This is a genomic window from Streptomyces sp. NPDC026672 (assembly GCF_040638185.1).
Classification (GTDB): Bacteria; Actinomycetota; Actinomycetes; order Streptomycetales; family Streptomycetaceae; genus Streptomyces.
The window spans coordinates 98,472-119,006 of record NZ_JBEZXS010000009.1 but is presented as its reverse complement, the minus strand read 5'-3'; the positions used below and the strand labels follow the sequence as shown (position 1 = coordinate 119,006).

Genomic DNA, 20,535 nt, shown 5'->3' with positions numbered 1-20,535 from the left:
TCAGCTCTTGACCAGCAGCCCGCGGCTGCGCAGCACCCACCGCTCCAGCGGGCTGAAGATCAGCAGGTCGATCGCGATGCCGACGAACAGGATGAGCAGGATGGCCTCGAACACCATCGCCATGTCACTGGCGTTGCGCCCGTTCTCCAGCAACTGGCCGAGGCCCACGCCGAGATCGGGGAACGACGCGATGATCTCCGCCGCCATCAGCGAACGCCACGAGAACGCCCAGCCCTGCTTGAGCCCGGCCACGTACCCCGGCAGCGCGGCCGGCAGCGTGATGTGCCAGGTGCCCCGCACCCCGGTCGCGCCCATCGTGCGCCCCGCCCGCAGGAACAGCGGCGGCACCTGGTCGACGCCGGACACCAGCCCGTTGGCGATCGAGGGCACCGCGCCCAGCAGGATCACCGCGTACATCATCGAGTTGTTCAGACCGAGCCAGATCACCGCCGGCGGCACCCACGCCACCGACGGCAGCGACTGGAGCCCGGACAGGATCGGGTGCACGGCCGCGCGCACGAACCGCACCCGCGCCACGAGCAGCCCCAGCGGCGTGCCGATGACCAGCGCGAACAGGAAGCCCAGCAGACCGCGCGAGACACTGGTCCAGATGTAGCCGAGCAGCGTGCCCTGGAGCCACGCGTCCCGCACGGTGTCCCACACCGCGGTCGGCGAGGGCAGCTTGCTCGGGTCGGTGACGACGTCGAACGAGATCAGCCCCTGCCACACCACGAGGACCACGGCGACGGCGACGACCGGCGGCAGGATCTTGTTGACGAGGGTCTGCCGGAACGGAGTGCGGCCCGTGGCCGAGGACTCCAGCGCGTCGAGCCCCGCCTCGATGCCGGCCAGGCCGGAGGCGTCCGCCGGTGCCGGCTCCGTCCCGGTCCCGGCCGTGTTGGTCTCAGTGCTGGCCATGACGGCGGATCTCCCCACGCAGTACTTCGGTGATCTCGACGGACAGTTCGGCCACCGGCGCGTCCTCGATGCGGCGCGGCTGCGGGATGCCCACCGTCCACTCGCGCGCGATCCGGCCCGGCCGCGACGACAGCAGCACCACCCGCTGGGCGAGCCGCACGGCCTCGCGCACGTTGTGCGTGACGAACAGGACGGACAGCCCCGTCTCCTGCCAGATCCGGGTCAGTTCGTCGTGCAGCACGTCCCGGGTGATGGCGTCGAGCGCGGCGAACGGCTCGTCCATCAGCAGCAGACCGCTCTCCTGCGCCAGCGCCCGCGCGAGCGCCACCCGCTGGCGCATGCCACCCGACAGTTCGTGCACCCGCTTGCCGTACGCGCCCTTGAGCCGCACGAGTTCGAGCAGTTCCTCGGCCTTGTCGCGCCGCTCGTTCTTGGGAACCCCCCGCAGCCGCAGGGCGAGTTCGATGTTCTTGCCCGCGGTCAGCCACGGGAACAGGGCGTGCTCCTGGAACATCAGGGCGGGCCGGCCGTCCGTGGTGATGGAGCCGGCGCTGGGGTCGTCCAGGCCCGCCACCAGGTTCAGCAGCGTGGACTTGCCGCAGCCCGAGGCTCCCAGGAGGGTGACGAACTCGCCCGGCGCGACATCGAGGCTGATGTCGTCCAGGACGAGCTGCTGCCCGCCGGGTCCGGCGAAGGACTTCGAGACGTGCTCGAGCCGTGCCGCGTGCTCGACCGACTCCGCGGCCTTGGCGAGGGTCGTGGCCATGGTCGTCACCTCCTGGGAACTCGTCGGGTCGTGGGGTCAGCTGGTGCCGAGGCCGGCGGCGTCCACGGGGGCTTCACCCGCAGCCTTGAGGACCTTGTTGAGGAGCGTCAGGTCGTAGATGCCGGCGAGGTCGGGCTTGGCCAGCAGACCGGCCTTGACGGCGTGGTCCGCCTCGGCGTTCAGCGTGGACGCCAGCGGGTCGTCGGTGATCTGGATGGACTTCCACGCCGGGTCGAGGATGTCGGCGGGCAGTTCCTTGCCCGAGTCGACGCCGAGCTGCTTGTTCGCCGCCGCCTTGGCCTCGTCCGGGTTGGCCTTGATCCACTTGTTGGTCTCGACCGACGCCTTCAGCACGGCCTCGACGGCCGCCGGGTGCTCCTTGAGGAACTTCTGCGACACGATGATGTTCGTGATCACGAACTTGTCGCCGGGCCACAGCGTGGACTCGTCGAGGATCGCCTTGCCCCCCTCGGAGACCAGCTTGGACGCGGTCGGCTCGGGCACCCAGGCGCCGTCGATGGAGCCGGCCTTGAACGCGTCCGGGGTCACCTTGTTGTCGCTGCGGACGACCGTGACGTCGCCCTTGCCGCTCTGCGGGTCGACCTTCCAGCCCTGCTCGGCGATCCAGTTGAGCAGCGCCACGTCCTGCGTGTTGCCCAGCTGGGGCGTGGCGATCCTCTTGCCCTTGACGTCCTTCAGGGACTTGATCCGGTCCGGGTTCACGACCAGCTTCACGCCGCCGGACGTCGAACCGCCGATGATCTTCAGGCTCTTGCCGTTCGACTTGGTGTACCCGTTGATCGCCGGGGAGGGGCCGATCCAGCCGATGTCGATGGAACCGGCGTTGAGCGCCTCGATCTCGGACGGGCCCGCGTTGAAGGTGGCGTACTCGGCCTTGGTGGCGCCGAGTTCCTTCTGGAAGATGCCCTGGCCCCGGCCCACCAGCGCGGTGGCGTGGGTCAGGTTGCCGAAGTAGCCGATCCGGACGGAGTCGAGGCCGTCGATCTTCTTCGACCCGGCCGCCACCTTCTGGTTGGCTGAGTCGTCCTTGGAGTCGGAGCCGTAGCCGCAGGCGGCCAGCGTCAGCAGGGGGAGTGCGGCGGCCACGGCGAGGCCGCGGCGAAGAAGCGTGGAGCGGATGGCACGCACGGGAGGTGTTCCTCTCGTAGGCCCGGCGGTCACGGTCTCTCAGGTCGTGGCCGGGGGGTCGGCAGAAGGTCTTCGTCGCAGCCGGGACGTCGGGTGGGGGGACAGGGCGCGCGAGCAGTGCGCGTACGTCAGCACGCACATCGCGCCACTCCGCCCTGCCCGCTGCCGAGGGCGCCGCTGCCGACCCGGCCGCCCTCCTTGGCGAACGTCGAGTAGACGTCGGTGGAGTTCATGCTCAGAAGTCCCATCCGTCGTCCTCGGCCGGGTCCTTGACGGGCTCCGGGGAGGCGAACGACTCGCCGACCATGCCCGCGGTGAGCGTGGTGCCGTCGGCCGGGTCGATCAGGATGAACGAACCGGTGCGGCGCGAGTCGGCGTAGGCGTCGGCCGGCAGGGGCTCCGCGGTGCGGATCTTCACCCGGCCGATGTCGTTGGCGACGAGCTGTCCCGGGTGCGGGTGTAGGGACAGGTCGTCGAGCGTGAGGCGGGAGGGGATGTCCCTGACGATCGCCTTGACCGTGCGGGTGCCGTGCTTGAGCAGCACCCGGTGGCCCACGGTCAGCGGCTGGTCGGCGACGTGGCAGACGGTCGCCTCGACGTCCTGCGTGGTCGCGGGCGCGTCCTCGGTGGGCACGATCAGATCGCCGCGCGAGACGTCGACGTCGTCCGTGAGCAGCACCGTCACCGACTGGGTCGTCCAGGCCGCACGGACCGGCTCGCCGAGCAGGTCGATGCCCGCGATGGTCGTCGTGCGGCCGGACGGGAGAATCGTCACTTCTTCGCCGACGCGGAAGGTGCCGGCCGCGATCTGGCCCGCGTAGCCGCGGTAGTCGGGGTGCTCGGCGGTCTGCGGGCGGATCACGTACTGCACGGGCAGTCGCGCGTGGCAGTGCGCCAGGTCGTGGCTGACCGGGACGGTCTCCAGGTGCTCCAGGACCGTGGGGCCGCCGTACCAGTCCATGTTCGCGGAGGGCTCCACGACGTTGTCCCCGGCGAGCGCCGAGATCGGCACGGCGGTGACCTCCGGGACGCCCAGCTCGGTCGCGTACGCCGTGAACTCCTCGGCGATCGCGGCGAACACCGACTCCCGGTACTCGACGAGGTCCATCTTGTTGACCGCGAGCATCACGTGCGGGACGCGCAGCAGGGCGGCGATGGCGGCGTGCCGGCGGGTCTGCTCCACGACGCCGTTGCGGGCGTCGACCAGGACCACCGTCAGCTCGGCCGTGGAGGCGCCGGTCACCATGTTGCGGGTGTACTGCACGTGGCCGGGGGTGTCGGCGAGGATGAACCGGCGCCGGGGCGTGGCGAAGTAACGGTACGCCACGTCGATCGTGATGCCCTGCTCGCGCTCGGCCCGCAGGCCGTCGGTGAGGAGCGCGAGGTCCGGGCCGTCCTGGCCGCGGCTCGCCGAGGCGCGCTCCACGGCCTCCAGCTGGTCGGCGAGGACCGACTTGGAGTCGTGCAGCAGCCGGCCCACCAGCGTGGACTTGCCGTCGTCGACCGAACCCGCGGTGGCGAACCGCAGCAGGGTGGTCTCGGTGAGTTCCGTGGTCGTGGTCATGCCTAGAAGTACCCCTCGCGCTTGCGGTCTTCCATCGCGGCCTCGGAGAGCTTGTCGTCGGCGCGGGTGGCGCCGCGTTCGGTGAGCCGGGACGCGGCGATCTCGGCGATCACCTGCTCCAGGGTCACCGCGTCCGAGTCGACGGCGCCCGTGCAGGACATGTCGCCGACGGTCCGGTAGCGGACCAGGCGCTTCTCGACGTGCTCGTCGTCCCTCGGGCCGCCCCATTCGCCGCCCGTGAGCCACATGCCGCCGCGGTCGAAGACCTCGCGCTCGTGCGCGAAGTAGATCTGGGGCAGCTCGATGCCCTCGCGGGCGATGTACTGCCACACGTCCAGCTCGGTCCAGTTGGACAGCGGGAAGACCCGCACGTGCTCACCGGGGGCGTGCCGGCCGTTGTAGAGGTTCCACAGCTCGGGGCGCTGGCGGCGCGGGTCCCACTGGGAGAACTCGTCGCGCAGCGAGAACACCCGCTCCTTGGCGCGGGCCTTCTCCTCGTCGCGGCGGCCACCGCCGAAGACCGCGTCGAACCGCTCGCTCTGGATCTTCTCGGTCAGCGGCAGCGTCTGGAGCGGGTTGCGGGTCCCGTCCGGACGTTCCCGCAGCACACCACGGTCGATGTAGTCCTGGACGGACGCCACATGGAGGCGCAGCCCATGTGCGGCCACCACACGGTCGCGGTACTCAAGGACCTCCGGGAAGTTGTGTCCGGTGTCCACGTGGAGCAGGGAGAAGGGGATCGCGGCCGGTGCGAACGCCTTCAGCGCCAGGTGCAGCATGACGATGGAGTCCTTGCCGCCGGAGAACAGGATCACCGGCCGCTCGAACTCGCCCGCCACCTCACGGAAGATGTGCACCGCCTCGGACTCCAGCGCGTCCAGGTGCGACAGCACGTACGGGGTGTCCGTGCCCTCCTCGTTCCTCACGACGGTGGTCATGCCAGTCCCCTCTCGCCGAGCAGGGCGTACACCGACGCCGCGGACTCCTGGACGCTCTGGTGCTGCGACTCGATCCTCAGATCGGGCTTCTGCGGCTCCTCGTACGGGTCGTCGACGCCGGTGAGGCCCGTCAGCTCACCGGCGGCCTGCTTGGCGTACAGCCCCTTCACGTCCCGTACCGAGCACACCTCGACGGGGGTCGCCACGTGCACTTCGAGGTACGGCGTGCCGTTCGCCTCGTGGCGCCCCCGGACGGCCTCCCGGCTGTCCGCGTACGGGGCGATCACCGGCACCAGGGCCGTGACGCCGTTGCGGGCGAGCAGTTCGGCGAGGAAGCCGATGCGCTGGACGTTGGTGTGCCGGTCCTCGCGGCTGAAGCCGAGGCCCGCCGAGATGAACTCGCGGATCTCGTCGCCGTCGAGCACCTCGACGCGGTGGCCCTCGTCGCGCAGCCGGCCCGCCAGTTCGTACGCGATGGTGGTCTTGCCGGCGCTCGGCAGACCCGTGAGCCAGACGGTGGCTCCGGTCGTCACGTGGTTCTCCCCTGTCTGTGTCATCGTCAGCCGTGCAGCCCGCACTCGGTCTTCGACAGCCCCGCCCAGCGGCCCGCCCGCGGGTCCTCGCCCGCCAGCACCCGGCGGGTGCAGGGGGCGCACCCCACCGAGGCGTAACCGTCCGTCAGCAGCGGGTTGGTGAGGACACCGTGCTCGGCGACGTACGCGTCCACGTCGTCCTGGGTCCAGCGGGCGATCGGCGAGACCTTGACCTTGCCGCGCTTCTCGTCCCAGCCGACGACCGGGGTGTTCGCCCGGGTCGGGGACTCGTCGCGGCGCAGCCCGGTCGCCCACGCCCGGTAGCCCCTGAGCCCTTCCTCCAGGGGCAGCACCTTGCGCAGCCGGCAGCACAGGTCGGGGTCGCGGTCGTGCAGCTTCGGGCCGTACTCCGCGTCCTGCTCGGCGACCGACTGCCGCGGGGTGAGCGTGATGACGTTGACGTCCATCACGGCCTCGACGGCGTCCCGGGTGCCGATGGTCTCCGGGAAGTGGTAGCCCGTGTCGAGGAACACGACGTCCACGCCCTTCATGACGCGGGACGCCAGATGGGCGACCACCGCGTCCTCCATGGAGGAGGTCACGCAGAAGCCCTTGCCGAAGGTGTCCGCCGCCCACCGGAGGATCTCCAGGGCGGAGGCGTCCTCCAGGTCCCGGCCCGCCTGTTCGGCGAGCGCCTTCAACTCGTCGGTGGTGCGTGCTTCCTGAGCCGTTGTCATGTCCGGTCGTCCCCTCCGTCGTCGGCTCGCTGGAGTCCCCGGGCGAGCAGCCCGAGGAACTTCAGCTGGAATGCGCGGTTGCAGGCCCCGCATTCCCAGGCTCTGTGGCCCTCCTCGTTCGGACGCAGGTCCTCGTCTCCGCAGTACGGGCAGTGGAAGGGCGCGGCACGCTCGCTCACGACAGCGCCTCCTCGGAGGCGCGGGCGGCCCACGTCGCGAACCGCTCGCCGTCCTCGCGCTCGGCCTGGAAGCGCCTGAGGACGCGCTCGACGTAGTCGGGCAGTTCCTCCGACGTGACCTTCAGGCCCCGGACCTTGCGCCCGAACCCGGCCTCCAGGCCCAGCGCGCCGCCCAGGTGCACCTGGAAGCCCTCGACCTGGTTGCCGTCCTTGTCGAGCACCAGCTGGCCCTTGAGACCGATGTCCGCGACCTGGATGCGGGCACAGGCGTTCGGGCAGCCGTTCAGATTGATGGTCAGGGGCTCGTCGAACTCCGGCAGGCGGCGCTCCAACTCGTCGATCAGGGAGCTGCCGCGCGCCTTGGTCTCCACGATGGCGAGCTTGCAGAACTCGATGCCGGTGCAGGCCATCGTGCCGCGCCGGAACGACGAGGGCCGCACGGTGAGGTCCAGCGCCTCCAGACCCGCCACCAGCGAGTCGACCTGGTCCTCCGCCACGTCCAGCACGATCATCTTCTGCTCGACGGTGGTGCGCACCCGGCCCGAGCCGTGCGCCTCGGCGACATCGGCGATCTTGGCGAGGGTCGCGCCGTCCACCCGGCCCACCCGCGGTGCGAAGCCGACGTAGAAGCGGCCGTCCTGCTGCCGGTGCACGCCCACGTGGTCGCGCCAGCGTGCGACGGGCTGCGCGGGCGCCGGCCCGTCGACGAGCTTCCGCTTCAGGTACTCGTCCTCCAGCACCTGCCGGAACTTCTCGATGCCCCAGTCCGCGACCAGGAACTTCAGCCGGGCGCGGGTGCGCAGCCGCCGGTAGCCGTAGTCGCGGAAGATCGAGATGACGCCCTCGTGCACGTCCGCGACCTCGTCCAGCGGCACCCACGCGCCGAGCCGCTGCCCGATCTTCGGGTTGGTGGAGAGGCCGCCGCCGACCCACACGTCGAAGCCGGGGCCGTGCTCGGGGTGGACGACGCCGACGAAGGCGACGTCGTTGATCTCGTGGGCCACGTCGAGCAGCGGGGAGCCGGAGACCGCCGTCTTGAACTTGCGCGGCAGGTTCGAGTACGCCTTGTTGCCGATGACCCGGCGGTGGATCTCCTCGATCGCCGGGGTGGCGTCGATGATCTCGTCCTCGGCGATGCCCGCGACGGGCGAGCCCAGGATGACGCGGGGGGTGTCGCCGCACGCCTCCGTGGTGGACAGCCCGGCGGCCTCCAGACGCTCCCAGATCTCGGGCATGTCCTCGATGCGGATCCAGTGGTACTGGACGTTCTGCCGGTCCGTAAGGTCCGCGGTGCCGCGTGCGAACTCCTGCGAGATCTCGCCGATCACCCGCAGCTGGCCGGTGGTGAGCCGGCCGCCGTCGATGCGGACCCGCAGCATGAAGTACCGGTCGTCCAGCTCCTCCGGCTCCAGGATCGCGGTCTTGCCGCCGTCGATCCCGGGACGGCGCTGGGTGTAGAGGCCCCACCAGCGCATCCGGCCGCGCAGGTCGTTCGGGTCGATGGAGTCGAAGCCGCGCTTGGCGTAGATCGTCTCAATGCGTGTCCGCACGTTGAGACCGTCGTCGTCCTTCTTGAACTGCTCGTTGCCGTTCAGCGGGGTGTGGTGCCCCGCGGCCCACTGTCCCTCGCCGCGGTGACGGCTCACCTTGCGGCGGGGCGTGGGCGCGGCAGGGTCCTGCGGGGTGGCGGCCATGGGTGATTACGTCCTTCGGGACAGCGAGGGCAGGGGGCTCCGACCTGTGTGTTCGCACGCGAACAGGCATGGTCGCGCGACGTTGCGCGGAGAAACGCGAAGGCGGGACGTCAGTGATGCCGGGCCGTGGCCCGGGGCCACGGAGGGGGCGTCAGCTCGCCGGACAGATGGCGCTGGACATGCGGCCGAGGTCGACGTGCCGCCGACTCACCAAGGCAATTCCAGTTCCAGACATGACGGAAGCGTGTCACGGCGTTCTGGACACAGTCCAGCATCGTCCGTCATGTGGACACCCTTGTCCCGGATCGTGAGACGAGGGTGTTGTCGGTCACATGGGCCGACGCCCTGGGTGTCGACCCAGGTCAGACGGGGTAGGCCCCGGGCCAGGGACCCGGCGCGGACACCTCCGGCTCCTCCTCGACCTTGGTGTCGAACAGAGTGAACCCCCGCCGCCGGTAGTTGTCCATCGCGTGCTCGCCGTCCTTGCTGCACGTGTGCAGCCACACCCGCTTGGTGGGCGCCAGTTCCGGCCAGCGCTCCGCGAGGTCCCAGGCGCGGGCGGTGCCGTACGCGAGCAGATGACCGCCGATCCGCCGCCCGCGGAAGGCCGGCAGCAGCCCGAAGTAGACGATCTCCACGGCCCCGCCGTCCTGCGGCTCCAGCTCCACGTACCCGGCCGGCGTGCCCCGGTCGTACGCCACCCAGGTCTCGACACCCGGCCGCTCCAGCCGCTCCCGCCAGCGGGCGTGGCTCCAGCCGAGCCGGTCGGTCCAGCGGATGTCGCCGCCGACCGAGGCGTACAGGAAACGGCTGAACTCGGGGGAGGGGACCTCGGCGCGGACGATCCGGACGTCGCCCCCGGGCTCGGTGGCGGATCGCAGGTCGGCCGGGGACGTCTGTTCCAGGGACCAGGTGGTGACGGCGACGGTGCTCATGACCGCCAGGGAACCATCTACCCCAGCGACCTGTCGATCGAGCCGAGCGGTACGGAGAACAGCATCCGGTCCGTGACCGACCAGACCTCCCCGGTCTCCTGCCAGTACGACAGCGAGCCGGGCGCCTCGGCCCAGCAGCGGTGCGTGCCGTCCGAGCCGCAGGTCGCCGCCCGGGTGCCCCCGGTGTCCTGGCGCCACAGACCGCCGGGTCCCGAGAGGTCCTTGGGGATGCGGCCCACGTACCAGTCGGAGCGGTCGGCGCCGGCCGGGCGGAAGGACAGCACGCCCCGGATGCCGGCCGCCCGCGTCTCGTACGCCTCCTCGGCCCGTGCGAGTCCGCGGCCGTCCGTGGCGAGCAGACCGCCGCGGCCCTCGACCGTGCTGAACGCGTACCGCCACAGCCGGGCCCGCCGCTCGCTGCCGGCCGGGGTCCACTCGCCGAGGACGAGGCTGTCGGGCGTGGTGCTGCGGTCCAGGGAGAGGGCGCCGGGGCAGGGCGACGTGGTCGTGCCGCAGGCGCCGCCGGGGAAGCGGTACGTGCCCACGGCGGGCATCACGAAGGAGTAGCCGTCGGCCGACCAGCCGCCGGGCACCCGGCCCACGGCGGTGCTGTCGACGCCGGCGCGCTGGATGCGGTTCACGTCGTACACGTACAGGGCGTTGGTGTTCCCGGACACCGTGGTGACCAGCAGCTTGTCCTGGTACCAGACCATGCCGGAGACGTGCGAGACGAGGCCGCGGTAGTCCCGGCCGTCCTCGGTGGGGACCACCAGGAGCACCCAGCGGTAGGACGGGCGGGCGGGGTCGTTCGCGTCGACGAAGGCGACCCGGGCCAGGCCCCGTTCCGCGGTGGGGCCGGTCGTGGTGCTGTGGCTCCAGCCCGCGAGGATCACCCGGTTCGCGCCCCACAGGCCGTCGTCGTCCGCGTCCCCGGAGGTGGTCACGGAGGCCGGCCGCCAGTCGCTCGCGGCGGTGTCGGCGGGGTCCCAGCAGTACGCCCGCGCCGCCTCCGGCTCGACGGGGAGCGAGGCGCGGTCGGCGGAGGTGCAGCCCGCGCCGTCGCGCAGCCGGCGGTCGGCGCTGCGCAGCACGGTGTCGACGCCGACCGGGCGGCCCATCGCGCGGGCCAGGCGGTCGAGGGTGCGCGGCTGCGTCAGGTGCTCCTGGACCCGCAGTTCGCCGGTCTCGGCGGCGGAGGCCAGGGGCTTGAGGGCGCCGGGGTCGTCGGCGACCGTGGCCTGCGAGGCGCTGATCATGGTGGCGGCCGCGGTGAGGGCGAGCGCGGTCCCGGCCAGGGCCGCGCGCAGCGCCCTGCCTCTTCTGCGCCGGCGATGTCTGCCGCGTTGCTTCATGAGTTCCTCCCGGGGCGGGCCAACTGTGCCTGTCGGTCCTTGCGTTGAACGAGGCACAGGTGGGGTGGCCCGACTACCCGGGATGCTACGGCAGTCGAGGGCGGCTCCGGTCGAAGTCGCTGCAATTATGCGGAAGACGCGCCCCGGATGTGCCGAATCGCGGGCACGGAATATGCCGGGGGCCGTATCCTTTCACGGCATGCGCCCGCTCGCCCGGGCCTGGGTCACGGCCGGTGCCGTGGAGTGCGGCAGCAGGTCGCGCGGATCGTCGGGCAGCAGGACCTCGACGTCGGCGTCGTCGCAGAAACGATACGGCCGGTGTTCCAGCAGCGCCCCCATGTACCGGCGCACCCGCGACATCTCCGCCCGCACCGTCACCGTCCGCGACGGATCGCCGAACATGTCCGCCGCCAGCCCCGACGCGCTGCGCCCCCGCCGGTGCACCGCCAGCAGGCACAGCAACTCGGCGTGCCGCGGGCTCAGTTCACGCACCCAGGACCCGGCGCCGCCCGACACCGCCACCGACCAGCGGCGCCGCTCCGTCAGATCCAGCGCCACCCGGGTCGCCCCCGGCGGCAGCGGCTCGTCCACCGCCCGCACCAGCCAGCCCTCCGCCAGCGGCTCCACCGCGCACAGGCCCAGCGCCGGCAGCCAGCGCCGGCCCGGCGCCAGCGACTTGGGCAGCACCACCCGCCGGGTGTACGGCATCCCCGTGACCGCCGCGGTCCAGCCGGCCCCGTCCACCACCAGGGCCCGCCCGTCCACCCGGGCCAGCACCGGCGCCGCGACCGCGCGCAGCCGCTCCAGAGAGGTCTGGTGCCGCTCCCGCAGCCGGGCCTCGGCGAGCTTGGCCACCGAGTCCACCCAGGCCAGCGTGGCCGGGTGCATCGTCTCCAGCGGGCCGCTCAGGTCCACCACACCGAGCAGCCGGCCGTCGCGCGGGTCGGTGATCGGGGCGCCGGTGCAGGTCCACGAGGTGTGCGCCCGCACGAAGTGCTCGGCCGCGAACACCTGCACGGGCCGGCGCACCACCGCGACCGTGCCCACCCCGTTGGTCCCGACCAGGTCCTCCCGCCAGTCCGCGCCCGGCTCGAAACCGATGCCGTCCGCCCTGCGCAGCACCGGCGCGTGGCCCTCGCGCCACAGCACCCGCCCCTCCGCGTCCGCGACGACCATGATGTGCCGGGCCACGTCCGCGACCGACAGCAGACCCTCCCGCAGCACCGGCAGCACATGCCTGAGCGGGGACTCCTCCCGCCTGCGCCGCACCTCGTCGGCGCTCATGAAGTCCGGTCTGATGTCCCGCTCGGGATCGATGCCGCTGCGCAGCACCCGCCCCCAGGACTGCTCTATCACCGGGCGCGGCGCCATCCGCGCGGGCTGTCCGGCGAGCTTGGCCTCGCGCACCTCGCTGAGCAGCCGCGCGGCCTGCGCCACGTCCACGGCGGCGAGGTGCGCGACGTTCATCGGCGGGTTCGCCACAAAGGTTCCCTCCCGGAATACGTACACGTGTCGTCGTCAAGCCGTCCGGGCGGCGTTTCCGGTTCGACTGACGCGTCTCATAGTGCCGCCCGGTCTTCTCGGAGGCATACACTCCGCACGCAGACACCAACAAGTTGCAACCCCTTGCAACCCTGGTGAACAGCCGTGGGGTGGCTGAGACTTGAGCAGCGCCGCCACGAGCGGCGTTCGTGGCCTCGAACTGGCCCGAAGCGGGGGTGGTGCCGTGTCGGCGCAGCACCACCCCCGCGACGTACCCCCGCCGGGCCGCACGGTTCAGGCCACCGGCCGGGCGCGTTCCACCACCGACGCCAGGGCCGGCGAGTACGGCAGCGAGCCGAACGCCAGCCCCTGGTCGCCGCCGAGCCGCGAGCCGCAGAAGGCGTCCGCCACCTCGGGCGGCGCGTACCGCACCAGCAGCGAGCCCTGGAGCACCAGCGCCATCCGCTCCACCAGCCGTCTGGCCCGCCCCTCCACGCCCTCCAGATCGCCGAGTTCGGTCAGCAGGTCCTTGACCGCCGCGTCCAGCCGGTGATCGGCGCCGCGCGCGCGGCCGACCTCCACGAGGAACGCGTTCAACGCCTGCGGCTCCCGCACGAGCGCCCGCAGCACGTCCAGCGCCTGCACGTTCCCGGCGCCCTCCCACACGGAGTTGAGCGGCGACTCGCGCACCAGCCGGGGCAGCCCCGACTCCTCGACGTACCCGTTGCCGCCGAGGCACTCCGCGGCCTCCACCACGAGCGGCGCGCACCGCTTCGTCACCCAGTACTTGGCCGCCGGCACCGCCAGCCGCAGCAGGGCGCGCTCCTGTTCGCTCCCGTCGTCGCAGGCCGCCGCCAGCCGCAGCCCGAGCGCCGTCGCCGCCTCCGACTCCAGGGCGAGGTCCGCGAGCACATTGCGCATCAGCGGCTTGTCCACGAGCCGCCCGCCGAACGCCTCGCGGTGGGCGCAGTGGTGGACCGCCTGCGCCACCGCCTGCCGCATCAGCCCCGCAGCGCCCAGCACGCAGTCGATCCGGGTCGCCGCGACCATCTCGATGATGGTGCGCACCCCGCGCCCCTCCTCGCCCACCCGGCGCGCCCAGGTCCCGGCGAACTCGACCTCGCCCGACGCGTTCGACCGGTTGCCCAGCTTGTCCTTGAGCCGCTGGAGCAGGAACGTGTTGCGCGTCCCGTCCGCGAGGACCCGCGGGACCAGGAAGCAGGTCAGCCCGCCCGGCGCCTGCGCCAGCACCAGGAACCCGTCGGACATGGGCGCCGAGCAGAACCACTTGTGCCCGGTCAGCTCGTACGTCCCGTCCTCGGCGAGGGGGCGCGCGGCCGTCGTGTTCGCCCGGACGTCGCTGCCGCCCTGCTTCTCGGTCATGCCCATGCCGAAGACGGCACCGGCCTTCAGGTGCGCGGGCCGCAGCTCGCGCTCGTAGACCGTGGACGTCAGACGCGGCTCCCACTCGGCGGCGAGGTCCGGGTCGGCGCGCAGCGCGGGCACGGCCGCGTGGGTCATGGACAGCGGACAGCAGTTCCCGGCCTCGACCTGGGTCCAGACCAGGAACCCGGCGGCCCGCCGCACGTGCCCGGCCGGACGCACCCAGGCCGTGGTCAGGCCCGCGGAGATCCCCTTGCCGAGCAGCCGGTGCCAGGACGGGTGGAACTCGACCTCGTCGACGCGGTGGCCGTAGCGGTCGTGGGTGCGCAGCACCGGCGGGTTCTCGTTCGCCAGCACCCCCCACTCCTGCACCTGCGCGGAGCCGGCGGCCCTGCCGAGCGCCGACAGCTCGTCGCGCACCTCGTCGAGCAGGTCCGCCGGGGTGTGCCGTCCGACCGCCTCCACGAGGGCCCGGTCGGCGGTGAAGACGTCGTACGCGACCAGCGGCGGCGGCTGGTTCGTCACGATGTGGGTGGGGGTGCCTGCCATGTCTGCGAACCTACCCGGGGTGTGGACGGTGGTCACCACACTGACACGGGAGGGCGGTGCCCGGTGCCCGTTCCCGCACGCGTCGATCACGAGGCGCCCACGGGGCACCCACGAGGTGAGGGGCGCCCCGTGCGGCGGATACCTTTAGGTCGTGCAGCCAGCCAGTGACCTCCCCGAGCGGCCCCCCGGGCGCCTCCACCGGGCACGCGCCCTCTACCGGAACGTCTCCATGCGGAGGACCGCCTGGCTGCTGCTGAAGGACACCGTCAACTCGTGCATGGAGTACCGCATCCTGGGCCTCGCGGCCGAGGCGGCCTTCTTCACCCTGCTGTCGGTGCCGCCGCTGCTGCTCAGCCTGATCGGGCTGCTCGGCTACGTCGACGACTGGACCGGCGCCGACACCATCCACAGCCTGGAGACCAACCTCCTGGAGGCGTCCCGGACCGTCCTGTCCGACAAGGGCGTCCGGCAGATCGCCGAGCCGATCCTCGACGACGTGATGAAGGGCGGCCGGCCCGACGTCATCTCCATCGGCTTCCTGTTCGCCCTCTGGTCGGGCTCGCGCGCGGTGAACGTGTTCATCGACACCATCACCGTGATGTACGGCCTCGACGGCGTCCGGGGCATCGTCAGGACCCGGATCATGGCGTTCCTGCTGTTCATCGTGGCCCTGCTGATCGGCTCGGTGGCGCTGCCGCTGATGGTGGCCGGGCCGGACGCGGTGGTGCGGATCGTGCCGTGGTCGGAGACGGTCGTGCAGATCCTGTACTGGCCCGTGGTGATCGTCCTGTCGATCGTCTTCCTGACGACGCTCTACCACGTGTCCGTGCCGGTGCGCTCCCCGTGGATCGAGGACGTGCCCGGCGCGCTGGTGGCGCTCGCCATGTGGGTGCTCGGCAGCTTCCTGCTCCGGATCTACCTGACGCACACCATCGAGGGCGCGACGATCTACGGCTCGCTGGCCGCCGCCGTCGCCGTGCTCCTGTGGATCGGTGTGTCCGCGTTCGCCGTGCTGGTCGGCGCGGCCGTCAACGCGGCCATCGACCGGGTGTGGCCGGCCGCCGCGACCTCCGCGGCGCGCGCCGCCAACGAGCGGCTGCGGGAGGCCCAGGTCGCCGAGTACGTCGCCCGGGCCGCCCAGGTCCGCGACGTCGACCCCGACGACCCGGACATGCCGTCCGAGTTCCCCGAACGCTGGTCGCGCTTCCTGCCCCCGGAGGACGTCACCGCCCGCCTGCGCACCCACGCGAAGAACAACACCCAGAACGGCAGGACCCAGAACAACAAGCCGCAGAACAACAAGACGCAGAACGACAAGCCCCGGCACGACAAGACGCAGAACAACAATGCGCAGAACGGCGGGAGCGACGGGGGCGCACCGACGCCGGACCGGTGAGACCGGGCCGGGGCGCCCCGCACCACGTCGTCATTCCCCCCGTTCCGCCGCGCTGCGCTCCACGCAGAACTCGTTGCCCTCGGGGTCGGCCAGGACCGCCCAGCCGGTGCCGTCGGGGTTGCGCTGGTCGTCGACCAGGGTGGCGCCGAGGCCGAGGACGCGCGCGACCTCCTCGTCCCGGGTGCGGTCCTGCGGCTGGAGGTCGAGATGGACCCGGTTCTTGACGGTCTTCGGCTCCAGCACGGTCACGAAGAGCAGCCCGGCCTCCTCGATGAGCGCCTCCGGGTCCCCGGGCCGGTCCTCCTTGTGCAGCGGCTGCCCCAGCACGTCCGACCAGAAGGTGGCGAGGGCGTAGGCGTCGGCCGAGTCGACCGTGACGTGACGGATCCTGGAAGTCATGCGGGGATTCTGACGGTCCGTCGTGGAGGACGACAACACCATTCCCTCACGCGGGTGTCACCCCCCAGGAGCCGTCCCCGGACGCCGTGAAGCGGAACGTCGGGCGTGCACCGGACGTCCAGCGCACGGTCACCTCCCGGTCGTCGTGCGCCTCCACGGCCACCAGGTCCGCGAACGGCGCCGGGCCCGCCGCGGCCGTGAGCCGGCAGAGCGCGACGAACAGGGTGGGGGCGCCGGCCGCCACACCGGTCAGATCGGCCGACAGGCCCGTCACGGGGACGAGTTCGGACCGCTGCCCCGCTCCGGGCGCCCAGCCCGTCACCCGCACCGGTGTCCCCGGTGCCGCGCCCGCGACCAGGTGGGCCCGCACCTCCACCGCGCCCTCGGCCACCACCAGGTTCGTCACCGTGACGCCCTCCCGGACGGTGTGCCGGGAGGCCGCCCAGCCGGGTCCCGTGCCCAGCGGGACGATCTCCGTGCGGCCCGCGTCGCCGCCCACGATCACGTTGTTGTCGTACGACGCGGCGGGCGCCGTGGCGGTCGAGTAGGCGAGGCGGGAGTAGTACGGGTCGTAGCGGGCGTCCTCGCTGCCGTGGTTGTGGACGCGCACCACACCGTCCGAACGCGTCGACTGGATCAGCCAGTTGGGCCCGGACACGGGCGTGACCGCGTCCGCGCGCTCCACGGGTCCCGGTTCCTCCGGCGCCGTCCACACCTCGTGTTCCGGCGGGAGGAGCAGCCCCACGAATCCCTTGCTCGCCCAGTACGGGGACGCGGGCCCCGAATAGGACTGGAGCAGCGACTCGTCGGGCCCGTGCCAGCCCAGGCTGAGCAGCCCCCGCGCGTCCACGGCGCCCCGGTCGAGGAAGTACTTCAGCGCGCCCGACGCCACCCGCCGTGTCGCGCCGGGCGACAGCGGCGTACGGCCGGTGAGCGCGCCCAGCCACAGGGGGGCCGTCGTCGCGAAGCGGTAGGTGAGGGAGCGGCCCTGGAGCAGCGGGGCGCCGTCGCCGCCGAACAGCCGGGCGTAGTCGGCGAGATGGCGTTCGAGCCGGCCGGCGTAGCGGTCCAGGAGGCCGGGCTGGTCCGCGAGCCAGGCGTGCAGCACCGGGTAGAGGTGCAGGGCCCAGCCGTTGTAGTAGTCGAACGCGCGGGCGGGGCCGTCGGAGTACCAGCCCTCGCCGACGTACCACTCCTCGACGCGTTCCAGTCCGCGTTCGATCGCCTTGCCGGACGCCTCCGGCTCGTAGCCGATCTCCTGGAGGAAGCCGCCGACCGTCACCGGGAACAACTCCCAGTTGCACGCCCAGGGTTCGGCCGTGAGCGCGTCCGCGAGCCAGGCCGCGGTCCGCTCCCGCACGGGCGCGTCCAGCCGGTCCCACAGCAGCGGCCGGGTCAGCCGCAGCGCGAGCGCGACCGACGCCGCCTCGACGAGGGGCTGGCTGCGGTCGGCCACCCGCGGCCACACGCCCGACGGCCCGGCGGCCAGGCCCTCGGCGTAGCGGCCGAGCACGGTCTCGTCCTGGCGGAACGCGGCGAGCAGCAGCGTACGGGCGTACCCCTCCAGGCCGTCGGAGAGCCGGCCGGACCGGCTGACGTGGTCGCCGGGCAGGTGGTAGAGGGCGCGGTCACCGGTGGCGTACGGCTCCACGGCGGCGAGCAGGCCGTCGGCGGCTGCCACCCAGTGGGCGCGGGTGAAACCGGTGTACGGGCTCAGGACACGGTCGGCGGCGGGCAGGTGCATCGGCGGGCGGATCCCTTCCGGGCGGGGCCTGGGTGTCCCGGCCGGGACACCCCTTCCGGGAAAGCGCTTTCCACTTCGGGCCGGAGCCTAGCCCCTGCACCGCGCGCCCGGTAGCCCGCGCGGCCCGCGGGGGCGGCTACCGTCGGCGGTATGGCAAGTGAGTTCCTCGACGCCCTCACCACCCGGACGCTGGTGCTCGACGGGGGCATGTCGAACCAGCTCGAAGCGGCCGGCCACGACCTGGGCGACGCGCTGTGGTCCGCCCGGCTGCTCGCCGAGCGCCCCGAGGCGGTGACCGAGGCGCACCTCGCCTACTTCCGGGCGGGCGCGGACGTGGCGATCACCGCGAGCTACCAGGCGACCTTCGAGGGCTTCGCGGCGCGCGGCGTCGACCGCGCGGAGACGGCGCGGCTGATCGCGCTCAGCGTGGAACTGGCCCGGGACGCGGCCCGGCGGGCCCGGCGCGAGGGCGTGGACCGGCCGCTGTGGGTGGCGGGCTCGGTCGGGCCGTACGGGGCGATGCTCGCGGACGGCTCCGAGTACCGGGGGCGGTACGGGCTGGACACGGCCGAGCTGGAGCGCTTCCACCGGCCCCGTGCCGAGGCGCTGGCCGGGGCGGGCGCGGACGTGCTCGCGCTGGAGACGGTCCCGGACGCCGACGAGGCGCGGGCGCTGCTGCGGGCGGTGCGGGGCCTGGGCGTACCGGTCTGGCTGTCGTACACCGTCGCCGGGGACCGGACGCGCGCCGGACAGCCGCTGGAGGAGGCGTTCGCCGTCGCCGCCGAGGCGGACGAGGTGATCGCGGTGGGCGTGAACTGCTGCGTCCCCGAGGACGTGGAGCGGGCGGTCGCGACCGCGGTGCGGGTGACGGGCCGCCCTGCGGTCGCCTACCCCAACAGTGGCGAGACCTGGAACGCCCGCACCCGCTCCTGGGACGGCCCGTCGACCCTCTCCGCCGAGCGGGTCACCGCCTGGCGCACGGCGGGAGCGGCCCTGGTGGGCGGCTGCTGCCGGGTGGGCCCGGCCACGATCACGGCGATGGCGAAGACCGTCCGAGGAGCCTGAGCCGCCCGTGCCCCCGAAGAGGCGCGGGGAACCTCGCGAGCGGCCACGACGGCCCCGCGGCCGGCGAACGGCACGGCACGGCGCTTCCGCGGAGCGCTCAGTGCGGCTTCGTGCCCACCGTGCGCCGCAGCCGCCGCACGGCCGCCGCCAGTTCGACTCCCCGCACAGGTGCCGCGGGCTCGGGCTCGGGCGACCACAGGGCCAGCTCCGCGTCCCGCGGCCCGTACGCCGTCCGCGTCGCGCCGTCCCCGAACACCCGCACCGGATGCGTGGTGTCCCACGCCTGCCACCCGGGGTCGCCGGTCGTCACGAAACGCACCCACGCCCCGTGCATCTCGTCGGACAGCTCCTGCGGGCCGCCCTCGCCGGCGAGCCTGCGGGACTCGGGCGCGTCCCCGGTGCCGAAGACGAAGCCGAGCTCCAGCGCGTGACAGGCGCCGAGGTCGGGCAGGTTGGACGGCCACGCGAACTCGTACACGTACGACGACCCGGCCCGCGCGTCGGCCAGCCGGTGCATCGGGATGCGCAGCAGATGGTCGGTGACCAGCTGTCCGACGATCTCGGAGGCCCGCGCGTCGGGGTGCAGGGCGCGGTAGCCGCGCGGCACCTCGTGCCCGCAGCGGCAGCGCGCCATGGCGCCCGCCAGGGCCACCGCCCCGAGCCGGTCGACGTGGTCGACCAGCCCGCCCGGCACCAGCCACAGCCGGTACTCGTCGCGGGTCCAGCCCATCAGCAGCTCGGCGCCGCGGGCGGCCCGGCCCTCGACGAGGGCGGCGAGCGGATCGCCCGGCACGAGGTCGCCGTCCTCGACGATCCCGAAGGCGGGCCCGCCTAGGACCGGGCTGCTCAGCCGCCCCACCTCGGCCTGAGCGCGCAGCAGCAGCGCCCGGTCGACGGCGGCGAACGCCTCGGCGGTGGCGGGCACGTGCAGCTTGGCCGCCATCCGGCGCACCATGCGCCGCACCTTGTCGCGCTCCGCCACCTCCGGCGGCCCGCTCTGGAGCACGGCCCGGCGGAACAGGCCCTGCGCCTGCGGCGCGGCGATCAGGGCACCCGTGCTGATGGCCCCGGCGGACTGGCCGGCCAGGGTGACGCGGTCGGGGTCGCCGCCGAACGCCGCGACGGACTCGCGCACCCAGCGCAGCGCCGCGAGCTGGTCGCGCAGGCCCGGGTTGGGCGGGGCGTCGGGGAAGAGGCCGTAACCCTCGACGCCGAGGCGGTAGTTCACGGAGACGAGCACGACGCCGTCGCGGGCGAAGGCGTGCCCGTCGTACACCAGGACCGCGGAGGAGCCCCTGGTCAGCGCGCCGCCGTGCAGCCACACCAGCACCGGGAGCCGGGCGTCGGGGCCGGGGTCGGGGGTCCAGACGTTCAGGTTGAGGCAGTCGTCGCCGGGGACGACAGGGTCGGACAGGTACTGCGCGAAGGCGTCGGAGTACGGCGGTTTCGGCGCGGTGGGTCCGTACGCGGACGCGTCCCGCACCCCGTCCCAGGGCTCGGGCGGCCGCGGCGGACGGAATCTGAGGGGCCCGAAGGGAGGGGCGGCGTACGGGATGCCGCGGAACACGGCCACCCCGCGCTCGTACCGCCCGCGCACGGCCCCGTACGGCGTGTCCACGACGGGTCCGGTCTCGTCCGCGTGCATCGGCCCACCAACTCCTCCCACCACCCGCGCTCTCAGGCACCGTCAGAGCACTACATCCTCCGCCGGTATTCCTGCGGGCGCAGGGGGTGGGCGTCCGAACAGGGGGG

Annotated in this window: 19 protein-coding genes; 2 read left to right on the top strand and 17 right to left on the bottom strand. The window is 72.9% G+C overall.

The features are described from left to right. The 14 genes from AB0F77_RS13090 to AB0F77_RS13025 form a co-directional block, all read right to left on the bottom strand. Positions 1-918 carry an ABC transporter permease gene (locus AB0F77_RS13090; RefSeq protein ID WP_361946139.1) on the bottom strand — a complete coding sequence of 306 codons (918 nt, stop codon included), beginning with the start codon at positions 916-918 and terminating at the stop codon, positions 1-3. Continuing rightward, positions 905-1,684 (bottom strand): ABC transporter ATP-binding protein, encoded by a 780-nt coding sequence (locus AB0F77_RS13085; protein WP_361946136.1) that lies wholly within the window; start codon positions 1,682-1,684, stop codon positions 905-907. Before AB0F77_RS13085 ends, AB0F77_RS13090 begins: the two co-directional genes overlap by 14 nt. 36 nt (positions 1,685-1,720) lie before the next feature. After that, positions 1,721-2,833, bottom strand: coding sequence for an aliphatic sulfonate ABC transporter substrate-binding protein (locus AB0F77_RS13080; RefSeq protein ID WP_361946133.1), 1,113 nt, complete (start codon positions 2,831-2,833; stop codon positions 1,721-1,723). A 235-nt stretch (positions 2,834-3,068) separates the two neighbouring features. Beyond that, on the bottom strand, positions 3,069-4,397 hold the full coding sequence (locus tag AB0F77_RS13075) for a GTP-binding protein (protein WP_361946130.1): 1,329 nt from the start codon (positions 4,395-4,397) through the stop codon (positions 3,069-3,071). Between the two features lie 2 nt (positions 4,398-4,399). After that, positions 4,400-5,335: a sulfate adenylyltransferase subunit CysD gene (gene cysD, locus AB0F77_RS13070; protein WP_361946127.1), complete on the bottom strand. Its 936-nt coding sequence runs from the start codon at positions 5,333-5,335 to the stop codon at positions 4,400-4,402. Further along, entirely contained in the window at positions 5,332-5,868 is a 537-nt protein-coding gene (gene cysC / locus AB0F77_RS13065; protein ID WP_361946124.1) for an adenylyl-sulfate kinase, read from the bottom strand. The genes cysD and cysC overlap by 4 nt, the downstream gene beginning before the upstream one ends. Positions 5,869-5,894: 26 nt before the next feature. After that, positions 5,895-6,605 (bottom strand): phosphoadenylyl-sulfate reductase, encoded by a 711-nt coding sequence (locus AB0F77_RS13060; protein WP_361946121.1) that lies wholly within the window; start codon positions 6,603-6,605, stop codon positions 5,895-5,897. Beyond that, the gene (locus AB0F77_RS13055) at positions 6,602-6,784 is read right to left on the bottom strand and encodes a hypothetical protein (RefSeq protein ID WP_361946117.1); all 183 of its coding nucleotides are present in this window, start codon (positions 6,782-6,784) and stop codon (positions 6,602-6,604) included. Before AB0F77_RS13055 ends, AB0F77_RS13060 begins: the two co-directional genes overlap by 4 nt. After that, complete coding sequence (locus AB0F77_RS13050; RefSeq protein WP_361946114.1) at positions 6,781-8,478, bottom strand: nitrite/sulfite reductase; 1,698 nt, start codon at positions 8,476-8,478, stop codon at positions 6,781-6,783. The genes AB0F77_RS13055 and AB0F77_RS13050 overlap by 4 nt, the downstream gene beginning before the upstream one ends. A gap of 151 nt (positions 8,479-8,629) precedes the next feature. Continuing rightward, on the bottom strand, positions 8,630-8,713 hold the full coding sequence (locus tag AB0F77_RS13045) for a putative leader peptide (protein ID WP_309486338.1): 84 nt from the start codon (positions 8,711-8,713) through the stop codon (positions 8,630-8,632). 127 nt (positions 8,714-8,840) lie between these two features. Beyond that, positions 8,841-9,413 (bottom strand): GNAT family N-acetyltransferase, encoded by a 573-nt coding sequence (locus tag AB0F77_RS13040; protein WP_361946111.1) that lies wholly within the window; start codon positions 9,411-9,413, stop codon positions 8,841-8,843. Positions 9,414-9,430: 17 nt separating this feature from the next. Further along, positions 9,431-10,765, bottom strand: coding sequence for a hypothetical protein (locus AB0F77_RS13035; RefSeq protein ID WP_361946108.1), 1,335 nt, complete (start codon positions 10,763-10,765; stop codon positions 9,431-9,433). Positions 10,766-10,957: 192 nt separating this feature from the next. Next, positions 10,958-12,232 carry a GAF domain-containing protein gene (locus AB0F77_RS13030; protein WP_361946497.1) on the bottom strand — a complete coding sequence of 425 codons (1,275 nt, stop codon included), beginning with the start codon at positions 12,230-12,232 and terminating at the stop codon, positions 10,958-10,960. Positions 12,233-12,541: 309 nt separating this feature from the next. Then, positions 12,542-14,179 (bottom strand): acyl-CoA dehydrogenase family protein, encoded by a 1,638-nt coding sequence (locus tag AB0F77_RS13025; protein WP_361946105.1) that lies wholly within the window; start codon positions 14,177-14,179, stop codon positions 12,542-12,544. Between the two features lie 151 nt (positions 14,180-14,330). On the opposite strand from AB0F77_RS13025, the gene AB0F77_RS13020 reads away from it, so the two are divergent. Continuing rightward, positions 14,331-15,575 (top strand): YihY/virulence factor BrkB family protein, encoded by a 1,245-nt coding sequence (locus AB0F77_RS13020; protein ID WP_361946102.1) that lies wholly within the window; start codon positions 14,331-14,333, stop codon positions 15,573-15,575. A gap of 30 nt (positions 15,576-15,605) precedes the next feature. Here the strand turns inward: AB0F77_RS13020 and AB0F77_RS13015 are convergent, their stop codons facing one another. Continuing rightward, positions 15,606-15,974 carry a VOC family protein gene (locus AB0F77_RS13015; RefSeq protein WP_361946099.1) on the bottom strand — a complete coding sequence of 123 codons (369 nt, stop codon included), beginning with the start codon at positions 15,972-15,974 and terminating at the stop codon, positions 15,606-15,608. Positions 15,975-16,020: 46 nt separating this feature from the next. Then, complete coding sequence (locus tag AB0F77_RS13010; protein ID WP_361946096.1) at positions 16,021-17,718, bottom strand: DUF2264 domain-containing protein; 1,698 nt, start codon at positions 17,716-17,718, stop codon at positions 16,021-16,023. Between the two features lie 150 nt (positions 17,719-17,868). Here AB0F77_RS13010 and mmuM point away from each other — a divergent pair, with 150 nt between their 5' ends. Next, a complete protein-coding gene (gene mmuM / locus AB0F77_RS13005) occupies positions 17,869-18,783 on the top strand; it encodes a homocysteine S-methyltransferase (RefSeq protein WP_361946093.1) in 915 nt (304 codons plus the stop codon). 97 nt (positions 18,784-18,880) lie between these two features. On the opposite strand, the gene AB0F77_RS13000 is transcribed toward mmuM, so the two are convergent. Beyond that, complete coding sequence (locus tag AB0F77_RS13000; RefSeq protein ID WP_361946090.1) at positions 18,881-20,428, bottom strand: carboxylesterase family protein; 1,548 nt, start codon at positions 20,426-20,428, stop codon at positions 18,881-18,883. Positions 20,429-20,535 lie beyond the last annotated feature (107 nt).

Bases quoted from the DNA above. Each gene is read 5' to 3' on its own strand.
- AB0F77_RS13085 (WP_361946136.1), bottom strand. From the start codon at position 1,684: ATGGCCACGACCCTCGCCAAGGCCGCGGAGTCGGTCGAGCACGCGGCA.
- AB0F77_RS13025 (WP_361946105.1), bottom strand. From the start codon at position 14,179: ATGGCAGGCACCCCCACCCACATCGTGACGAACCAGCCGCCGCCGCTG.
- AB0F77_RS13000 (WP_361946090.1), bottom strand. From the start codon at position 20,428: ATGCACGCGGACGAGACCGGACCCGTCGTGGACACGCCGTACGGGGCC.
- AB0F77_RS13060 (WP_361946121.1), bottom strand. From the start codon at position 6,605: ATGACAACGGCTCAGGAAGCACGCACCACCGACGAGTTGAAGGCGCTC.
- cysD (WP_361946127.1), bottom strand. From the start codon at position 5,335: ATGACCACCGTCGTGAGGAACGAGGAGGGCACGGACACCCCGTACGTG.
- AB0F77_RS13015 (WP_361946099.1), bottom strand. From the start codon at position 15,974: ATGACTTCCAGGATCCGTCACGTCACGGTCGACTCGGCCGACGCCTAC.
- AB0F77_RS13010 (WP_361946096.1), bottom strand. From the start codon at position 17,718: ATGCACCTGCCCGCCGCCGACCGTGTCCTGAGCCCGTACACCGGTTTC.
- AB0F77_RS13075 (WP_361946130.1), bottom strand. From the start codon at position 4,397: ATGACCACGACCACGGAACTCACCGAGACCACCCTGCTGCGGTTCGCC.
- AB0F77_RS13035 (WP_361946108.1), bottom strand. From the start codon at position 10,765: ATGAAGCAACGCGGCAGACATCGCCGGCGCAGAAGAGGCAGGGCGCTG.
- AB0F77_RS13040 (WP_361946111.1), bottom strand. From the start codon at position 9,413: ATGAGCACCGTCGCCGTCACCACCTGGTCCCTGGAACAGACGTCCCCG.
- mmuM (WP_361946093.1), top strand. From the start codon at position 17,869: ATGGCAAGTGAGTTCCTCGACGCCCTCACCACCCGGACGCTGGTGCTC.
- AB0F77_RS13045 (WP_309486338.1), bottom strand. From the start codon at position 8,713: ATGTCTGGAACTGGAATTGCCTTGGTGAGTCGGCGGCACGTCGACCTC.
- AB0F77_RS13090 (WP_361946139.1), bottom strand. From the start codon at position 918: ATGGCCAGCACTGAGACCAACACGGCCGGGACCGGGACGGAGCCGGCA.
- AB0F77_RS13050 (WP_361946114.1), bottom strand. From the start codon at position 8,478: ATGGCCGCCACCCCGCAGGACCCTGCCGCGCCCACGCCCCGCCGCAAG.
- AB0F77_RS13030 (WP_361946497.1), bottom strand. From the start codon at position 12,232: ATGAACGTCGCGCACCTCGCCGCCGTGGACGTGGCGCAGGCCGCGCGG.